14 protein-coding genes are annotated in these 18,802 nt (G+C 34.4%); 7 read left to right on the forward strand and 7 right to left on the reverse strand.

The genetic code is table 11. The annotated features are described in order from the left end of the window. Window position 1: 1 nt before the first annotated feature. The 3 genes from porT to purL form a co-directional block, all read right to left on the reverse strand. Window positions 2-706, reverse strand: a complete 705-nt coding sequence (gene porT / locus ACY0M5_RS18770; protein WP_160463386.1) for a type IX secretion/gliding motility protein PorT/SprT — start codon at window positions 704-706, stop codon at window positions 2-4. Between the two features lie 41 nt (window positions 707-747). Beyond that, window positions 748-1,476 (reverse strand): bifunctional demethylmenaquinone methyltransferase/2-methoxy-6-polyprenyl-1,4-benzoquinol methylase UbiE, encoded by a 729-nt coding sequence (gene ubiE / locus ACY0M5_RS18775; RefSeq protein WP_461630207.1) that lies wholly within the window; start codon window positions 1,474-1,476, stop codon window positions 748-750. A 138-nt stretch (window positions 1,477-1,614) separates the two neighbouring features. After that, window positions 1,615-3,771, reverse strand: coding sequence for a phosphoribosylformylglycinamidine synthase subunit PurL (purL, locus tag ACY0M5_RS18780; RefSeq protein ID WP_461630208.1), 2,157 nt, complete (start codon window positions 3,769-3,771; stop codon window positions 1,615-1,617). A gap of 142 nt (window positions 3,772-3,913) precedes the next feature. Here purL and ACY0M5_RS18785 point away from each other — a divergent pair, with 142 nt between their 5' ends. Continuing rightward, on the forward strand, window positions 3,914-4,672 hold the full coding sequence (locus ACY0M5_RS18785) for an SDR family oxidoreductase (RefSeq protein ID WP_461630209.1): 759 nt from the start codon (window positions 3,914-3,916) through the stop codon (window positions 4,670-4,672). Between the two features lie 14 nt (window positions 4,673-4,686). Here the strand turns inward: ACY0M5_RS18785 and ACY0M5_RS18790 are convergent, their stop codons facing one another. From ACY0M5_RS18790 to ACY0M5_RS18800, 3 genes are all read right to left on the reverse strand, one after another. After that, window positions 4,687-5,337 carry a Rossmann-fold NAD(P)-binding domain-containing protein gene (locus ACY0M5_RS18790; protein ID WP_124991256.1) on the reverse strand — a complete coding sequence of 217 codons (651 nt, stop codon included), beginning with the start codon at window positions 5,335-5,337 and terminating at the stop codon, window positions 4,687-4,689. Between the two features lie 209 nt (window positions 5,338-5,546). Continuing rightward, window positions 5,547-6,155 (reverse strand): PdaC/SigV domain-containing protein, encoded by a 609-nt coding sequence (locus ACY0M5_RS18795; RefSeq protein WP_160463387.1) that lies wholly within the window; start codon window positions 6,153-6,155, stop codon window positions 5,547-5,549. A gap of 256 nt (window positions 6,156-6,411) precedes the next feature. Beyond that, the gene (locus ACY0M5_RS18800) at window positions 6,412-9,354 is read right to left on the reverse strand and encodes a PAS domain S-box protein (protein WP_461630210.1); all 2,943 of its coding nucleotides are present in this window, start codon (window positions 9,352-9,354) and stop codon (window positions 6,412-6,414) included. A gap of 293 nt (window positions 9,355-9,647) precedes the next feature. On the opposite strand from ACY0M5_RS18800, the gene ACY0M5_RS18805 reads away from it, so the two are divergent. Continuing rightward, entirely contained in the window at window positions 9,648-10,208 is a 561-nt protein-coding gene (locus ACY0M5_RS18805; protein ID WP_124991259.1) for a hypothetical protein, read from the forward strand. A gap of 11 nt (window positions 10,209-10,219) precedes the next feature. Here the strand turns inward: ACY0M5_RS18805 and ACY0M5_RS18810 are convergent, their stop codons facing one another. Then, window positions 10,220-11,962: a POTRA domain-containing protein gene (locus ACY0M5_RS18810; protein WP_461630211.1), complete on the reverse strand. Its 1,743-nt coding sequence runs from the start codon at window positions 11,960-11,962 to the stop codon at window positions 10,220-10,222. Between the two features lie 514 nt (window positions 11,963-12,476). On the opposite strand from ACY0M5_RS18810, the gene gap reads away from it, so the two are divergent. The 5 genes from gap to ACY0M5_RS18835 all read left to right on the forward strand — a co-directional run bounded on the left by gap (window position 12,477) and on the right by ACY0M5_RS18835 (window position 18,732). Further along, window positions 12,477-13,484, forward strand: coding sequence for a type I glyceraldehyde-3-phosphate dehydrogenase (gap, locus tag ACY0M5_RS18815; RefSeq protein ID WP_124991261.1), 1,008 nt, complete (start codon window positions 12,477-12,479; stop codon window positions 13,482-13,484). Window positions 13,485-13,672: 188 nt separating this feature from the next. After that, on the forward strand, window positions 13,673-16,225 hold the full coding sequence (locus ACY0M5_RS18820) for a bifunctional aconitate hydratase 2/2-methylisocitrate dehydratase (RefSeq protein WP_461630212.1): 2,553 nt from the start codon (window positions 13,673-13,675) through the stop codon (window positions 16,223-16,225). 89 nt (window positions 16,226-16,314) lie between these two features. Then, window positions 16,315-16,617, forward strand: a complete 303-nt coding sequence (locus tag ACY0M5_RS18825) for a DUF2752 domain-containing protein (RefSeq protein WP_461630213.1) — start codon at window positions 16,315-16,317, stop codon at window positions 16,615-16,617. 443 nt (window positions 16,618-17,060) lie between these two features. Further along, on the forward strand, window positions 17,061-18,158 hold the full coding sequence (locus tag ACY0M5_RS18830; protein ID WP_461630214.1) for an acyl-CoA reductase: 1,098 nt from the start codon (window positions 17,061-17,063) through the stop codon (window positions 18,156-18,158). Window positions 18,159-18,162: 4 nt separating this feature from the next. After that, window positions 18,163-18,732, forward strand: a complete 570-nt coding sequence (locus tag ACY0M5_RS18835) for an IS1096 element passenger TnpR family protein (protein WP_461630215.1) — start codon at window positions 18,163-18,165, stop codon at window positions 18,730-18,732. The last annotated feature ends 70 nt before the right edge of the window (window positions 18,733-18,802 follow it).

Raw genomic sequence — 18,802 nt, forward strand, 5'->3', positions numbered from 1 at the left:
CCTATTCGAAATGAAATGAAAGAGTAATAATTTTAGAATTCACTTTCCTAAAAGCATCTGTGTAAGCTTCATATCCTGGATTATCAATATCATATTCATGGTTCATAATATCCTTTAATCCGATTGCAAATTTCAACTCTGTTGCAAGCTTAAAATAGGGTAAATAAAAATCGATACCCGCTCCCAACTCTAAATACAGATCTGTATTTTTTAGCCGCACCAACATATCGTTTTCCGGATCTAAAGCATCCTGCGATTGCACATCAATTTTAAAACTTGCACCTCCAATTAAATAAGGGCGATAATTATTCAGCCGTCTGGCTCTATATTTTAGCAATAAAGGAAGATTTACTAATACAGATTCAACATTAACCTCTTCCACATCCAGATTAGAATATCTTATGGTTCTCTGTCCAAATTCCAAACCAGGCAGAAATCGCAAAGACCAATCTTCATGCAAACGCAAATCAGAAACAATTCCAACCGTAAAGCCCGGAGAAAAAACAACCTGTTCTGCACGTGCATCACCTTTTCCGGAATTATATATCGCAAAATCCATGCTGTTTACACCCAAAGTAAACCCAAAATGCAACCATTTCTGATCTATTTTTTGATAGTTTAAAATGCTCTCAGCTTTATATCTTCTCTGTGAAAAACAGGATAAAAAGCTAAGCAATAACAACAGTATAAATAGTGTTCTTTTCAAATTTCGGAATGCTTTTAAGTATAAACCTACAAAATACTCTTTTATTGTACTGGTTTGGTTCCAATGTAAATAGAGGCAATTCCAAAACTCAACTTTATTTGCTCAACTTCAACAAAACCACAGGATTTATATATTTCCAGAAAATTCTCTCCATCAGGAAAAGCTCCTACAGATTCTGGTAAGTAGGTATATGCTGAACTGTCCTTAGAAACCATTTTACCCCAGAATGGAAGTATATTAAAAAAGTAAAAATTGTAAAATTGTTTTACCGGAAAATTTTTAGGTTTTGAAAATTCAAGAACAACCACTTTTCCTCCCGGACGCACAACACGATTCATTTCTTGTAATCCTTTTTCTAAATTCTCAAAATTACGAACACCAAAAGCTACAGTTATTGCATCGAATGAGTTATCATCAAACTTAATATTTTCTGAATCTCCTTCAAATAATTCTATTTTATCCTGAAGATTTTTCTTGGCAATCTTCTCACGGCCAACCGCAAGCATTTCAGTTGAAATATCAATTCCTGTAACTTTATCAGGATTTAATTTCAAACAAGCCAAGGCAAAATCGCCTGTTCCTGTTGCAATATCCAAAAGTTGTTTAGGCTGAATCGATTGCAATAATTTAACAGCTTTCCTTCTCCAAAGCTTATCAATTCCCATGGATAAAAAATGATTTAAAAAATCATATTTCCTTGCAATATTATTAAACATCAGGGCAACCTGATCTTTTTTGCTCTTATCTAAATCTTTATAGGGATTTACCACGAATAAAAAAATCTAATGATTAAAATGTACAGCCCGCAGACCAATTAATTATAAAGGCACAAATATAGTGAATGAAAAACAAAGAACCATTACTTGATTCTTTGTTAAAAAGTTAAACACCCATATTGTTCTAAAAACTCACTTAATTGCTTTTTGTTGATATCCTTTTTTATATTCGTCAATGGAACCATATGAAATATCATCAATTCTTAATTCCCCCTTGGTAACATGACCTAAAGTAGAAAACCGAACTCCACTTTCCATCATCATGTCCACAAAACGATCTTCGTTTTCCATAGAGACAGAAACGACCACTCGCCCTTGGGCTTCTCCAAACAAGAATGCATCCTGACGTATTTCAGCAGGAGAGGTAATATCAAAACCAAATCCTAATGGCATAGATGATTCTATTAAATTAAAGAAAAGGCCGCCTCTTTCAACGGAATGAGCAGAACTAATCAATTTCTTCTCAATCAAATTGGCAACAGTCCTATTTATAGCTTTCTCTTCATCAAGATTGAAGTAAGGAACACCAACATTACACTTCTTATGAATTGAGCACAAGTATTCAGAACCCGAAATATCATTTCGGGATTCACCAACCAAAAAAATTACATCACCCTTATTTCTGTACATATACGACATGTGATTCGTCTTCGGACTAATAACACCAAGCATACCAATTATTGGGGTTGGATTTATGGCAACCCGTTTTCCAAGCACTGAGCTTTCATTATAAAAACTCACATTTCCTCCGACAACCGGAGTATCGAAAAATTCGCTGGCATTGGAAATTCCTTTAATGGTTTCTACAAATTGTGAAAAAACATTTTCTTCCAAAGGGCTGCCAAAATTCAAACAATCGTTAAGTGCCAAAGGCTTTCCCCCCGAACAAACAATACGTCTAACTGCTCTGGCAATATTAATTTGCGCACCCAAATTTGGGTTATTGAATGAATAAACTGAATTACCTGATACTGTAAAACAAAGAGCTTTACCATTTGAATTCTTCATTGATATCTGAGCATCAGACGGCGACTGGTTAGTTTCCTCTTCAAAATCAAGTTGCAAAGATTCCTTAATTATCAAATTTGGATTATTGACCATTTGATTAATCACCTTCCAGTAATTACCCGGTTCAGGAACAATCTCTAAAAAATCAACATCTTTTTCTTTGAGGATAGGATGATGCTTTCTATTTGATTGAGGAGCGCCATATCCCATTACTAAATCATGCGCATTTAATTCCGCCACTACATTTGACGCTTCAGTAAACCGAATCGTTTTATCATCAGTTATCTCTCCAATTTTACTACATGGAATCTTGGCTTTCTCAAATACACTAAAAATCAAATCCTGCTTATCTTTATCGATAACCAGCATCATTCTTTCTTGTGTTCTTGATAAAAGAACTTGTTCCAAACCTAATCCTGACTGATTAAGAGGTATTTGATTTAGATCAATATCTACGCCATGTTTTGCATGTACACTTATAGATGCTGCAGCATTAACAATGCCGGCCATATCTAAATTCTCGATACGAACAATTGCATTTTCATCATTCAGTTTAAGAATACTGTCAATTAATACACTTCCGATATCCGGATTCCCTTTTGGGATTGTGAAATTTTCATCCTGACCAAAAACACCTTCTGCACCAGTCGAATTACCAACAATCAGAATCAACTGACCCGGAATCATTTTCCTGTTAAGCAGTAATTTTTCCTTTTGAACAATACCAGCAACCAGAATATTAACAAGAGGATTCGTATCATAGCAGGAATTAAAACAAACCTCTCCTCCCATTTTTTCCATATAAAGAACGGAAGAATAATCACGAATACCCTTCACCACCTCATCCATTAACCATTTGGTTCGATCCAAAGAAGCTTCACCAAAACGCAGTGAATTTAAAATAACTATCGGTTTTGCCCCAACAGATACAATATCGCGACAAACATCACCTACACAGGTTGCGGCTCCTTGATAAGGATCTATTCCACTGGGATGATTGTGCGTTCCCATTTTAAAAACGCAATATTCCCCATTTCCAATATCAACAACCCCGACATTGGACTGGCGAGCTCCGGAGATAATATTCGTTCCTGTATTTGGTAATGAATTTATCCAATTAAAAGAACTCTTGTAAGAAACATTTTCGGACCACATTACAGAATAAATCTGTAATTCCAATAAATTAGGTAGTCGTCCAAGATTTTTAGAAATCCTTTCAAATCCCTCTTGGTCAATTCCCAAATCTTCTGCTAATTGTATCGAAACGTCCTGATTTATCATGGTAAAGAGTTTAGGTGATAATATTTAAAATTAAAAAAAATAAGATAGTAACACGAATAATCCCAGTAGTTTTTAACTTTACTACCTCGATAAAAATCATAAGATATTCTGAAGTGAAATCTCAATAAAATTTTCAAATACAATGAACAAAATTGCATTTATAACAGGAGCGACTGCAGGCATTGGTGAAGCTTGTGCTAAAAAATTAGCCAAAATAGGATTTGACTTAATTATTTCGGGACGACGAAAAGAAAATCTGGAAAAATTAAAACAAGAAATAATTGCAAATTACCACGTGAAGGTTTTAGCAATTGAATTGGATGTAAGAAATCAAAAAGAAGTTGAATCAAAGATAAACTCTTTGCCTAAGGAATGGATTAAAATTGATTTACTGCTAAACAATGCAGGATTAGCAGTTGGGGTATCTCCTGTTCAGGAAGGAATAATTGACGATTGGGAAAGAATGATTGATACCAATTTAAAAGGCCTTCTATACGTAACAAGAACAATTAGCCCTTTAATGGTTGAGAGAAAAAAAGGACAAATTATTAACATTACTTCAATAGCCGGAAAAGAAGTTTACCCGGGTGGAAATGTGTATTGCGCAACAAAACATGCGGTTGATGCCATCACAAAAGGAATGAGAATTGATTTACTACCCCACAATATTAAGGTTTCTTCTATTGCTCCGGGAATGGTTGAAACAGAGTTTTCTCTGGTGCGGTTTAAAGGTGATGAGGAAAAAGCAGAGCAGGTATATAATGGATTCACACCTCTTTATGCCGAAGATATTGCCGAAACAGTTGAGTTTATTGCCACCAGACCAGCTCACGTCAACATCAATGACATTTTGATAATGCCTGCTAACCAGGCCTCGGCAAGAGATGTTAACAGAATTTAGATATCCCGGGTTAATTATTGGTTTTTGGATATTTCTTCAGATTCAATAATACATCTGCCTAAAATATTTTTTTTAGAATTTTGATGAATTGTCTTCGCCAGTTGATCTCCGGTAACGGCTGCAATTCTTTTCAATTTACCTACAAAAAGAAAATTCAAATTTCGGCTGATCCAGGCAGCAAATGCTTCGAAAGGCCGAAATTCTTTTCTATTTCCGTAAATCACTGATGGACGATAAATAACTACTGTTTCGAAATTCAGTGAATTAATAAAACATTCAAGCTCCCCCTTCACCTTTTGATAAAAGAAAATGGATTGAGGACTTGCCCATATTGCACTTACTAAATGAAACTCTTTTATGCAATGCATCTCACAAAGTTTCGCAAAATGCGTAATGTACTCAAAGTCTACTTTTCGAAAATTATCCTTCGTTTGAGCTTTTCGAATGGTTGTTCCGAAACAACAGAAAGCAATATCGCAGCACTCAGGAATATTTTCAGATGAAAGAGCTTCAAAATCTACCTTAATTTGGATAAATTTTTCATCAACAAGGTCAATCTCACTTCGTACCAATGCACAAACCTGAGTATAATCGCTGTCCTTTACCAGAAGTTCAATTAATTTCCTTCCTGTAAAACCCGATCCTCCAATGACGAGTGCTTTCATGTGTCTAAATTTGTTTTTTATTGCCACATGGAACTTGCCAACTTAGTCCTCCTCGTGTGTGAGAAAAGTCTTCTCATGGCTCGTTTCATCTGTTTATTTTTTATGTCCACATGATCCCAAAAGCCTTAGGGATTATCATGCTGGAATAATCATCTTCCTGTTTATAAGATACTTTATGCATGGACATTCATAAAATATTTTTTCAGTGGCTATAATCTCAATAATCCGTTCTGTTTCAACTCCCATAATGGAATTTTAATCTCTGCTGTTCCACAGACATAATCTCCTAATGAGTTATCGGAAAAGGAAAATATAAAACTATCATTCTGATATGAGAAAAATTCAAAATCAGGCGTAATAGAAGGCATTTCACTAAAACACTGATCGGGATTCTCAAAATATTTAACCAACAATTTATTTAACACTTGTAATTCCTTCTTCTGTTTTAAATACAGCAAATCACTTAATTTTAATTGTTCTGCTCGCTGCACACTAAAATTAAAGCACTTGTAATAGGTTAGTCCATGAGCTCCACCTTGGTAGGAGTAAATTGTAAATCGGGCACTTATATAGTCTTTGTCAAAAACATCCAGATTGTAATCAATTTTTAATTCCCTGCCACAAGATTTTCGCTCTAATTTAAACTCACAATTCTCATTGAAATCCATTTCTTTCATAAGTGAATTCACAAAGCTCTTAATATTTGAATTAATTGAATCACATACTTTTTGGGAATTATTGCCACTATATTTTAATTCAGGGTATTTTACATTAAATAGTCCGTCTTTTATTCTCTTGGAGATTTTCCTTTCATGCACAATAAGGCTAAGATCATTTCTACAGGAATGAATCTCAATGACACATATAAGTATCAACAATGCAAATAATAGGTTCCCTCTTTTTCTCAAATCCCAACTATTCAATTAATATAATTAAGTTACACCTTTTATCCTAAAAACAAAAACACAACTCAATTACATCACCTTACTCAACATGACTAATTATTCCAAAAAGGCATTAAAAAAAGAAAAACCGTCAAGAGACGATTTTTAAATTCAAAGCAACTCTAAAGAACTATATCAATGCTTTTATTTTTTCCAGCAAAAGCTCTTTTCTTATTGGCTTTGAAATATAATCATCACAACCTTCCTCAATTGCTTTATTTTCGTCACCATCCATAGCATAAGCTGTTTGTGCAATTATTGGCAGATTAGGACTAAAACCCTTAATTTTTCTGGTAGCAATTAGTCCATCCATTACAGGCATTCGTATATCCATCAACACCAAACAGATATTAGTATTTTTCCTGCACATTTCAACAGCCTCTTCTCCATTCTCGGCTCTTACAACCTCATAACTATTTCGTTTTAATATGGCTTCTATTAGTTTGAAATTCGAAATCTCATCTTCGGCAACTAATATTAATGATGAATTTGATGTTTGCATACCATTTGTATTATTAAATTCTTTCTTAGTATCGGTTTTAGAAATTACACAATTTAATCTTAAAGTAAAAACTGATCCTACATTAGGCTCCGATTCGACCTCTATTGAGCCACCTAACATATCCATTATTTTTTTGCAAATAGCTAATCCCAGACCAGTTCCTCCAAAAGTTCTGGTGATGGAATCATCAGCTTGTCTAAACCGATCAAAAATAACATTTTTTTTATTTTCATTAATTCCAACACCACTATCCTTTATATATATGCATAACTCCTCACCATCAACCTTATATCCAAACTCAACTTGCCCTTCGTTTGTGAATTTAAATGCATTCTTTATCAAATTAGTTACAACCTGCAATAATCTCTGATAATCCGATTTAACCAATACTCTGGAAAAATTCTCATCTTTTTTAAATAGTAATCCCAAACGCTCTTTATTCTCCTGAACTCGCTTTTCCTTAGAAATTTCCTTAACATCCTCAACAAAATTGAACATGAAAAATTCCTCTTCGCTAATCTGAAAAACTTCACTTTCTATAGATGTAAAGCTTAAAATATCTTCTATAATGCCTAAAAGTTGATTGCCACTCTTATTTATTAGACCAACAAATTCAAGAATTTCAGTCATTGATAATGAATCATCACATAAATTAGAAAACCCGATCACAGCATTTAGAGGAGTTCTTAATTCATGAGACATATTTGCTAAAAACGCAGATTTTAATCGATCTGATTCTTCAGCTTTATTTTTTGATTCAAGCAATTCCTTCTCAAAATGTTTCGCGTCCGTAATATCCTCTTTTACTGCTACAATATGAGTGATTGTACCAAATTCATCTTTTATGGCAGAAAGATTGGCTCTTTCCCAAAACAATTCTTTATTTTTCTTTACATTCAAAAATTCACCATGCCACTCATCACCAGACAAAACACTATTCCACAAATCTTTATAGATTTTATCAGGAGTAATACCCGACTTAAGAATTCTGGGATTTTTGCCTATTACTTCTTTCAAACTGTAACCAGTAATATCACAAAACTTTGGATTAACATATTCGATGTCCCCCTTTAAATCAGTAATAACAATAGATGCAGGACTCTGCTGCATGGAGCGTTGCAGCATCCTCAATTTGCTATCCTTTGCTTTTTTTATTACTCCTGTGGCTAACTGAACCGAAAGAAATTCAAGTAATTTGATGCTCTCCAAATTCATTTCTGAATCTTCAACAAAACCAGCAACTCCAAAAACACCTAACACCCTCTCCTCAGCAATAAGTGGAATACCTAACCAAGTCTTTGGAATTATCTCCAAAGATAGTCTATTTGAAACAATCGCATCATTTATCTGATTTTCATTCAAATAAAGCATTCTTTTTTCTCGAATTACAACGCTGCTTAACGACTCTGAATAACGAATAGCTTTAAAGGCTTCATCATTTTCAGTAAAAGAGTTCAAAGATCTCCTGTTAGGGGCAATCAGTTCAAGAAATAATCTTCCTGCTCCAACAATCTGCACTAATTCTTCTCCTATTTTACTAATCATCTCTACAGAATTCATAGAAGAATTCAGAATTTCTGAGATGTGATGTATTATTTTTTGACTTTTCTGATTCCAAACCTGTTGAGTCAGATTTCGGTAAATTCCATAAACAGCAAGCTGATCATTATCCAAAACAATAGGTTTTCCCATTACCTGCACATGAATCTGCTTTCCTGTTTTAGTCTGACGAATTGTTGTCATGTCAACCAGTTGCCCAACAGAAGCATCTCTTGTAGCACTGGCTCCTTCGTCTTTATACCTTTCCGGAACAATCAGATCATTTATCTTTTGGGATATAATCTCCTTCTGTGTATATTCAAACAAACGAAGAAATTCCTGATTTGCCTGAATTACTTTATCTTCATTATCTAAAATAACGATTGCCTCCGGAGAGTTCTCAAATAAATTTTCAAAGAAAGTTTTTTGAACCCGAAGTTGATTTGCTGTTTCCTGATTCTTTTTGATCTCATTCTTTAAATCATAATTCATTTCGAATTGTGAAGAAATTCCTTTTACAAAACGAATGGATTTGTAAATATTCGCTTCAATTTCTTCTCTTGATAATATTTTTAGAAGCTTCGCGTCTTCTTTTTCTTCATTCGTGAGCGGAATCCCTTGTTCTATTTTTAAGGCCAAAGAATCTGTTCTTTCAATAAACTGACCATAAGCAAAATACCCTAAAATCACCTCTTTAACTTTAACAGGCACAAAAACGCCTCTGGCATGTTTCCCATAAACAAACTCAACACTCTCATCTTCTCTTACTGATTTTATTTTTTGTATATCAGCAAAAAGATTATTACTGTTCCGAGTCAGCTCACTATCCAAAAGTGTAATTGCCTTACTGTTGTTACTACGAACATATCGATTCTTAAAATCGATAAACAAACAAGGACATCCACTTAAGGACGAAAAACCATCCAAAAGAGAATCCATATTTTCAGGAATAGGAACCTCTAAAAAACAATTCAAAACACTATCAATCAATGAATTTACAGGATGATTGAGAGAGTTAATATTCTTCAGCATAGTGAAAGTTTACATTAGTAAAATGGCAGAACACAATGTTTATACTCTGGTTTTGAAGTTTGAGTTATAAAAAACACAACTTTTTTTCACTCATTCCCGGATCATCATCTATTATTGCACAGCACTGCTAAACAATAACTAACACCTTTACAAATTATTCAATTACAGCATAAAAAAAAACACGAAAATGTTATTCTATTAGAGAACAATATGTTGTTACAACACCTATTTAACTTGGTAAAATTGGCGTATCTCTTTTTTTTTAATACATTTGAAATACCTAATTTTCTTTCATGAAAAAGCTAATTGGCTTCAATATAAAACGAAATAAAAAACTATTAGTTTCAGATATCATAAAATTCTATGAAGTCCGAGGCTATACTCTTGTAGATGCCAATGCGCAAGGAATGATTTTTCACAGGGGAAGTATTGTTGGCAATCTTCTATCCCTTAATCCTATTAAATGGAAAACTATCGTTGAAATTGAGATTGTAAAAAAGGAACGTTTGGATTACAATGTTTATGCTAATTACCAGTTTAGCTCTTTCTTATTTTTTATATCTCAAGAAGAAAATGATTTTTTCAACGAAGAAATCAATGCCTTTTCGAAGGCCATTGAACAATTTGAAGTTGACGTTGAGCAACTTGAAAATTTAGCCAATAAAACTTCTAAATCGAACTTTAAATACATCGCTACATCATTTCCTATTGGAATAATAACTGCGCTGATTATTATTTTCGCAACTAATCTTTTAATTGAAGGTCAACTGCCAAACATTGCTGCTTCCTGTATTACCGGAGCTTCAATTTTAATTAGTTATTATTTATTGGTTAAAATAAACAGCAAAGCTTAAACACATATCAATTAAAAACGACTTACAAATCCAAAATGGATTTTGGCTTCCTTAAAATCAACCTTTGCATTACGTTGTTTTCCTACAGCATAATTTAAGGTGAAAATCCCCGATTTTGAAGCAAAATTTAACCCAAAGCCAATTCCCCAAGGATAATCATCAATTTTATCCTTTAAGTAATTATTACTGTAATATCCGCCATCCCAAAACAAGTAAAAACTTGAGTTTTGTTGAGGAATAAATCTCAATTCTGTAGTCATTACAGAATATTTAGAAGCTCTAAATGAGTCTTCATTAAACCCCCTTAAGGAGTTTAAACCTCCCAGCTTAAAAAGATCATTTTGAAATAAATTCTTTGAATCTTTAAGCCCGCTCTTATTTCTAAGGCGGAAACTGACTTTTTCCTGAATTGGAATGTTATATTCCAAGATCCATTCTGTATCAATTAAGTTGTCCGATAAATCGATATTATCGTATAGCTCACTTGGAATGCCGGAATTCTTTTTTGTTTTGTGTGTTCCTGCAGCAATAGAAAAATTAAGGTTCCATCCTTTTTTAGGATTAAAAGAATAATCCAAATTTTCAAAATGGTAAGCAAATCCGTACAAATAAGACTTTACATCCGCATAATCAGGAAGCACTGAAACGCTGGCCAAATGATTTGTGGTTAGCAGTGATGATGAATTTCTTTTAAAAAACAGCTTGCTGAAATTTTTACCCGACTGAGTAAACCGAAAACCCAAATCAATTGCAGTACTTAAATAAGCTGAATCTTTCTTTTGAATACCAAAACCTAAATCAATCCCCAAACCGGAAGAAAACAAGTAAGGATAAACCATTCCTAACAACAAGTTCTGACTACTTTCTTCATACTTCTGCCAATTGAAGCGAATACTTTCTCCCGCTGAAAATATATTTTCCAAAGCCAACTTAACCTCCCCGGTTAACTCCGGCTTATTATTATCCTTATTGGTTTGAAAACCAATTATTCCATCAAACTGATTGGCCGGTTCCTTTTCAAGATATGTATACAGTCTTGCTTTCCCTCTCTCAAATTCAATCTCTGACGCTTTAATTTCCTTCACAAACCCAAGATTGCCAATCTTTTCAGAAATCAATTTACTGCTGCTTTCCTTGTATGTTTTATTTGGATAAATACCCAAATATCTTTGTAAAAACTTAGGTTTTAATTTAGATGTTCCCTTTATTACAACGCTGTCCCATCGAATAAAATCATGAGGTTCAATTTCCCATTCGCCACTTACCTTTTTATTTGCAATGCTGATTCTTGATAATTTTAATGTAGCAAAAGGATATCCATTATCGCCTAAATGATTTAAAATTTCAGTCTGCAAAATTTCCAGGTCAGAGAAACAGATAAATTTTCTTCTTTTATTCACCGACCGTAAACCCAATGCTGATAAGTCCAAATTATCAATTCCACAAAAATTTATTTCCGCCCATTCATACTTCCCCCCTTGATGAATTACTGCAATAATGGTATCTCTATTAACCGAAACGGAATCGACACTGGCTTCCAGATACCCTTTCTGTTTTAATTTCGAAATTTTATTTTCGAGTCGCTTAAATGCCATTTCCTCAACAAAAAACTTCTCATAATTGTCACGAGCGTTCTTTTGTACCCCACTATTATTAATGGATGTAACAACTTTCAATACGAAAGATTTCTCTTGGGAAAAACCAAAAGAAATAAAATACGATGTGATAAATAAGCTAAGAAATAGTTTTTTCATTAAATAATTTCGATATTTCCCAAACAAAAATAATACAGAGAAGGTATAAAAGACAGTATAAATTTAACAAAACACAAATATTTACGATTTGTAGTTTCACAACATTTTTTTATATCTTTTCACGAGTTTAGAAACGAATATACTTGACCTTTAATTTTATTACCTATGAAGAAAACACTTTACGCATTAGCAGTATTATTCCTTCTTGGAATAATTTCAACATCATGCGCAGTTGATAAAAGATGTCCTGCTTATACAAAAACAAATACAAGCTGTACGAGCAAAACGGTTTAAATCAAAAAAAAATCTCACGGAATGAGATTTTTTTTTGTCCTGAAATTTCTAATTGCAATCGTTACAACACTAGATAAGGTGCTTATTTTCAGATATTAAACCTTATTTAGGTGGAAAATAAATAAATTATTTTTTTTCACTTTTTCGATACAAAATATTTTTAAAATACATACTTTTGCCGTTGAGAAACAAAGGGTTTATAAATTAAAATTTATACACAATGTCAAAGATTAAAATTGGTATCAACGGATTTGGACGTATCGGACGTTTCGTATTCCGTCAGGCAGTTGCACAAGGCAATATCGAAGTTGTTGCAATTAACGACCTTATTGATGTAGATTACATGGCTTACATGTTAAAATATGATTCTACTCATGGAAAATTCAACGGTGATGTTGAAGTAAAAAATGGTATGTTAGTAGTAAACGGAACAACTGTTCGTGTATCTGCTGAGAGAAATCCTGCTGATATTAACTGGGGTGCCGTAGGTGCTGAGTATGTAGTTGAGTCAACTGGTCTTTTCCTAACAAAAGAATCAGCTCAAGGTCACATCGATGCAGGTGCTAAAAAAGTTGTGATGTCTGCTCCTTCTAAGGATGATACTCCAATGTTCGTTATGGGTGTAAACAACAAATCATACACTAACGATATGGCTTTCGTTTCTAATGCTTCTTGTACAACTAACTGTTTAGCTCCTGTAGCTAAAGTGTTGAATGACAAATTCGGTATTATCGAAGGTTTAATGACAACTGTTCACGCTACTACTGCAACTCAAAAAACTGTTGACGGTCCTTCTGCTAAGGATTGGAGAGGTGGACGTGGAGCTGGTCAAAATATCATTCCTTCTTCTACTGGTGCGGCTAAAGCTGTAGGTGTAGTAATTCCTGAATTAAATGGTAAATTAACTGGTATGTCTTTCCGTGTTCCTACACCAGATGTATCTGTAGTTGATTTAACTGTTCGTTTGGAAAAAGGAACTACTTACGAAGCTATTTGTGCCGCAATGAAGGAAGCTTCAGAAGGCGAATTAGCTGGTGTTCTAGGTTATACTGAAGATATGGTTGTATCTAACGACTTCACCGGTGATACCAGAACTTCTATCTTCGATGCTAAAGCAGGTATCCAATTGTCTCCTAATTTCGTGAAAGTTGTTTCATGGTATGACAATGAAATGGGATATTCTACTAAAGTATGTGAATTGATTCAATATATGGATTCTGTAAAGTAATCCTTATTTAGATATAGAATTTAAAGCTCTCCTTTGGGGAGCTTTTTTATGCCCTAAAACATGATGTAAAATACAGTTTTTTCTGAATCGTGTACTCAGAAAAACCATAAGTTTGTTACGAATAAAGGAGTAATTCTCTATTCAAAATTCACAAGTTACTTTTAAAAATTAATCGTATCAACAAACTAATGATTGAAGCCTACTTAAAACACGAAGCATCCCGCGCTACCAAGGGTATCCCGGCTTTGCCATTAAATGCAGTACAAACCGCAGAACTTTGCGAATTATTACAAAATCCTATTCCCGGAAAAGAGGATTTTCTTTTGCATTTATTCAAAGAAAGAATCGCTCCCGGAGTTGATGATTCTTCAAAAGTTAAAGCCGAATTTTTAGGACAGCTTTTAAAAGACGAATTGAGTTCACCAATTATCACAAAATCTGAAGCAATTCAAATTTTAGGAACTATGATGGGTGGTTACAATGTAACCGTATTGGTTGAGGCATTAAAAGATGAATCGTTAGCTGAGGAAGCTGCCAAAGCTCTTAAAGGAATAATTCTGGTATATGATTCGTTCCAAACGATTGCCGATCTTGCAAAGAACAACACAGCTGCTAAAAGTGTGCTTGAATCATGGGCAAATGCTGAATGGTTTACAAAACGTGCTGAATTGCCGGAACAAATTAAATTGAAAGTTTATAAGGTAGAAGGTGAAATCAACACAGATGATTTCTCTCCTGCATCTCAGGCTTTTACGCGTCCTGATATTCCATTGCACGCTTTAGCTATGGGTGCCGGCCGTTTCGAAGATGGTATCGAAACTATCGCTGGATGGAGAAAAGAAGGTCACAAAGTTGCCTTTGTTGGTGATGTTGTTGGTACTGGATCTTCTCGTAAATCTGCTGCAAACTCATTACTATGGCACATAGGTGAAGATATTTATGCTGTACCTAACAAGCGTACTGCCGGTGTGGTAATTGGTGGTGCCATTGCTCCAATTTTCTACAACACAACTCAAGATTCTGGTGGATTGCCAATTATAACTGATGTTTCAACTCTTAACACAGGCGACGAAATCATCATCAACAACAAAAAAGGTGAAATTACCCGCGATGGAGAAGTGATTTGCACTTACTCCTTAGCTCCTGATACATTGACAGACGAGTACCGAGCTGGTGGTCGTATTCCTTTAATTATTGGAAAAGCATTAACTGAGAAATCACGTGCTTTATTAGGATTGCCCGCAACAGATATCTTTAAAGTTGCAAATAACCCGCAGCCAAATCCTAACCAAGGTTATACAATGGCTCAAAAAATGGTCGGAAAAGCTTGTGGTGTTGAAGGTGTATTGCCAGGATCATCATGTGCTCCAAAAATGACAACCGTAGGATCTCAGGATACTACTGGTCCTATGACCAGAGACGAGATTAAAGAATTGGCATGTTTGAAATTTGAAGCACCAATGTTCATGCAGTCTTTCTGTCATACTGCAGCTTACCCTAAAGCTACCGACGTTACAATGCACAAAAGTTTACCTAAGTTCATTTCTGAGCGTAAAGGTGTTCCTTTGAAGCAAGGTGATGGTGTAATTCACTCATGGTTGAACCGTTTATTGATTCCTGATACAGTTGGTACGGGTGGTGACTCGCATACACGTTTCCCATTGGGTATTTCTTTTCCTGCCGGTTCAGGTTTAGTTGCTTTTGCAGGAGCTTTAGGTTTTATGCCTTTGGATATGCCTGAATCTGTATTAATTAAATTTAAAGGTAAACTAAATCCAGGTATCACTTTACGTGATGCGGTAAATGCAATTCCTTATTTTGCGATTCAGAACGGACAATTAACTGTACCTAAAAAGAACAAAATCAATATATTCAACGGTAAAATTATCGAGATGGAAGGTCTTGAGGACATTACTGTTGAGCAAGCTTTCGAATTAACCGATGCAACCGCTGAGCGCTCTGCTGCGGCTGGATGTATCAAGTTATCCGAAGCTCGTGTTATCGAGTACGTGAAGTCAAATATAGCCTTGATGGAATCAATGATTAATTTGGGTTACAATGATGCAGCAACTATTCAGAACCGTATTGATGCTTGTAACGAGTGGTTGGCAAATCCTGTGTTGCTGTCAAGAGACGAAAATGCTGAATATGCAGCAACTATCGAAATCGATCTTTCAGAGATTCACGAACCTATTCTTTGCTGTCCTAACGATCCTGATGATGTAAAATTACTTTCTGATGTTCAGAACACTGAAATTCAGGATGTATTCATTGGTTCTTGTATGACAAACATTGGTCACTTCCGCGCTTGTGAAAGAGTTTGGAAAGGACATACTCCAAGCGATAAGGTGAGAACATATATTGCTCCTCCTACCCGTATGGATCAGGCTGTATTGAAAGAAGAAGCAACTTTTGCAACCTTCTCTCAATTAGGTGTTCGTATTGAAACTCCAGGATGTTCATTGTGTATGGGAAACCAACTTCGTGTTCCTGATCATGCAAATGTTTATTCAACTTCAACCCGTAACTTCAACAATCGTATGGGAACAGGTGCACAGGTTTATTTGGGCTCTGCGGAACTTGGTGCTGTTGTTTCAGTTTTGGGTAAATTACCTACTCCTGCTGAGTACATGGAAATTTACACGGAAAAGATTCAAGCGGACGAAAAGGAAATTTACAAATACATGCAGTTCGACGAAATGGATATGGAGGATGCTCTTTATCAAAGAAGAGATCTGTAATTATAAAATCTATCAGAAGGAGCCGATGTTTTAGCATCGGCTTTTTTTTGCGCCATTGTTTTTATAAATTAGACCATATCTTTAATCGAATGTGGCAAAACATCATCAATTGGCTCGAAAACAATCTGGCGACCTGTACTTTCCAGAAACACTTTGGAATTGCATGTCCTGGTTGTGGCTTGCAAACTTCTCTGCTTGCCCTGCTCAAAGGTGATATCTGGGAATCAATACATTTGTATCCTGCACTTATTCCTATGTTGAGCATGCTTTCTCTTTTACTTTTGCATTTAAAGTTCAAATTTTCATGGGGCACAGTTATTTTGAAATATCTTTTCTTTCTATCAGTACTGTTAATACTCTTCTCATACATTTATAAAATCAATTCCTATTAATAAAAATCAGTATAGAAAATAGTAATCAAACCTCAGACAATAAACAAGAAGTACTGCCTAACTCATCAACCATTTTGGTGCTTGGAATTCTCTCCGTCTTTTTATTCTGCTTTGCCGGAATTATCAGCTTAATAATGGCGATAATTGCCTTAATTTTATCGAAGCAAGCGACTAAATTGTATCAGGAAACACCTCATTTGTAAACCTCAAGCTAATGGAATAATGTTACTACTGGTAAAACATGTGCATTTATCGGACTTCTGCTTGCTATTTCCTTTCTACTATCTGTAATTATTATTCTCATAGGAGCAGGATTTGCATTAGGTTTCCTTTCCAACTTTCTATAAGAATTAAAATAGTTAAGATACTTTGATAACAATTTTTATCTTTGCGGAATAATAAATAAATCAAATTCTCCAGATATAACTTTAAAGTAAGGTTAATTGGAGATTTTTTTGAATTATACCATGAACAAAACGGAAAGAATAAGGGCATTTGTTGAGTTAGGTAATTTTCTATCTCAGTTTTCATCAAAAGATGCAAAACGTGCTGAACACAGACTAAATTCAACATATTATGACGAATTTAAAGCCTTACTTGACAGAGTCTCAAATGAGAATTTGTGGTTCACGCCACATCATGTTCATGCATCCATAAATGGTATTTACACTTTTTTAAAAGAGAAAAAACTGAATGAATGGTTAAACCGCTACTCTGTTTCTGATAAAAATACGCAAATAAAAGTTGCGGTAATTATGGCAGGAAACATACCTATGGTTGGATTTCACGACATGCTATCTGTATTAATATCAGGTCATTCTTTTATTGGAAAATTATCTTCAAAAGACAACCAATTACTTAATTTTGTCTCAAAACTACTGATTAAAATCAATTCTGAATTCGAAGAACTAATCTCATTTCAATCAGAAAGATTAAGCGGCGAAAATAAATTTGATGCAATTATAGCTACCGGAAGTAATAATTCAGCCAGATATTTCGAAGCCTATTTCAAAAAGTATGATCATATCATCCGCAGAAATAGAAATTCAGTTGCAGTACTATCAGGCAACGAAACCAATGAAGAATTGGAAGCACTTGCAAAAGATGTATTTTTATATTTTGGATTGGGATGCCGAAATGTTTCAAAGTTATATATCCCGAAAGGATATGATTTGGTACACCTTCTTGACTGCTGGAAAAATTATTCGTTTGTAAACGATCACAATAAATACGCAAACAACTACGATTATCAGCGCTCAATGTTCTTAATGAATAGAATAGAACACCTTGATACCGGTTTCGTTCTTCTAAATGAAAATACTGCAATTGCCTCTCCAATAGGAGTTGTAAACTATGAATATTATTCCGAAATTAATGATCTGAAAATCAATTTAAGCACAAATTCAGAACTTATCCAATGCATTGTTGGGAATAAAATCCCTGATGCAATTCCATTTGGGAAAGCGCAAGAACCAGAACTATGGGATTATGCTGACAATGTGGATACAATGGAGTTTCTATCACAATTAAAATCAAAATAAAACCATGATATATAAATTTAAAATAACCTCCCAAGAGGTCAAAAATTTTGTTCTTGAAATCGAAATTGATCATGAACAAACTTATTTAGAGTTCCACAATGCCATTCAGGAAACGATTGGATATGATAATTCTCAAATGGCTTCTTTTTATCAGGTTGGAGCCAATGATGAAAGAGGATTGGAAATAGCTCTTTTCGAAATGAATACCGAAGACGATGACAATTTTAATGTTGTTGCAATGGATGTTGCCATGATACGTGAATTTGTTTCCTCTGAAAGACCTGAGTTAATTTATGTTTTTGATTTCTTTTCTGATCGTTTTTTCAATGTTCAATTAATCGAAAAAGGAATTTCAAAATCCAAAACAAAATATCCTAAATGCACTCTATCTAAAGGCGATGCTCCCGAACAAATTAAGATGGATGCAGAAGATTTTGAAGGTCTTGGATTCAGCGAATTTGAATCTCAATCTGAAAAAACAAAAACTGCCGACGATTATTTGGCCGATTTCGATGACGAATTTAACGAAGGTCCTGAATTTGAAAGTCTGGATGACTACGAAGACATTCTTTAGCAGTTAGCACAAAATTAAATTTTGCGTTTAGTAAATGTAAAAGCCACAACTCATAATTTGCAATTCATAA

This window comes from Labilibaculum euxinicum (genome assembly GCF_963678175.1).
Taxonomy (GTDB): Bacteria; Bacteroidota; Bacteroidia; order Bacteroidales; family Marinifilaceae; genus Labilibaculum; species Labilibaculum euxinus.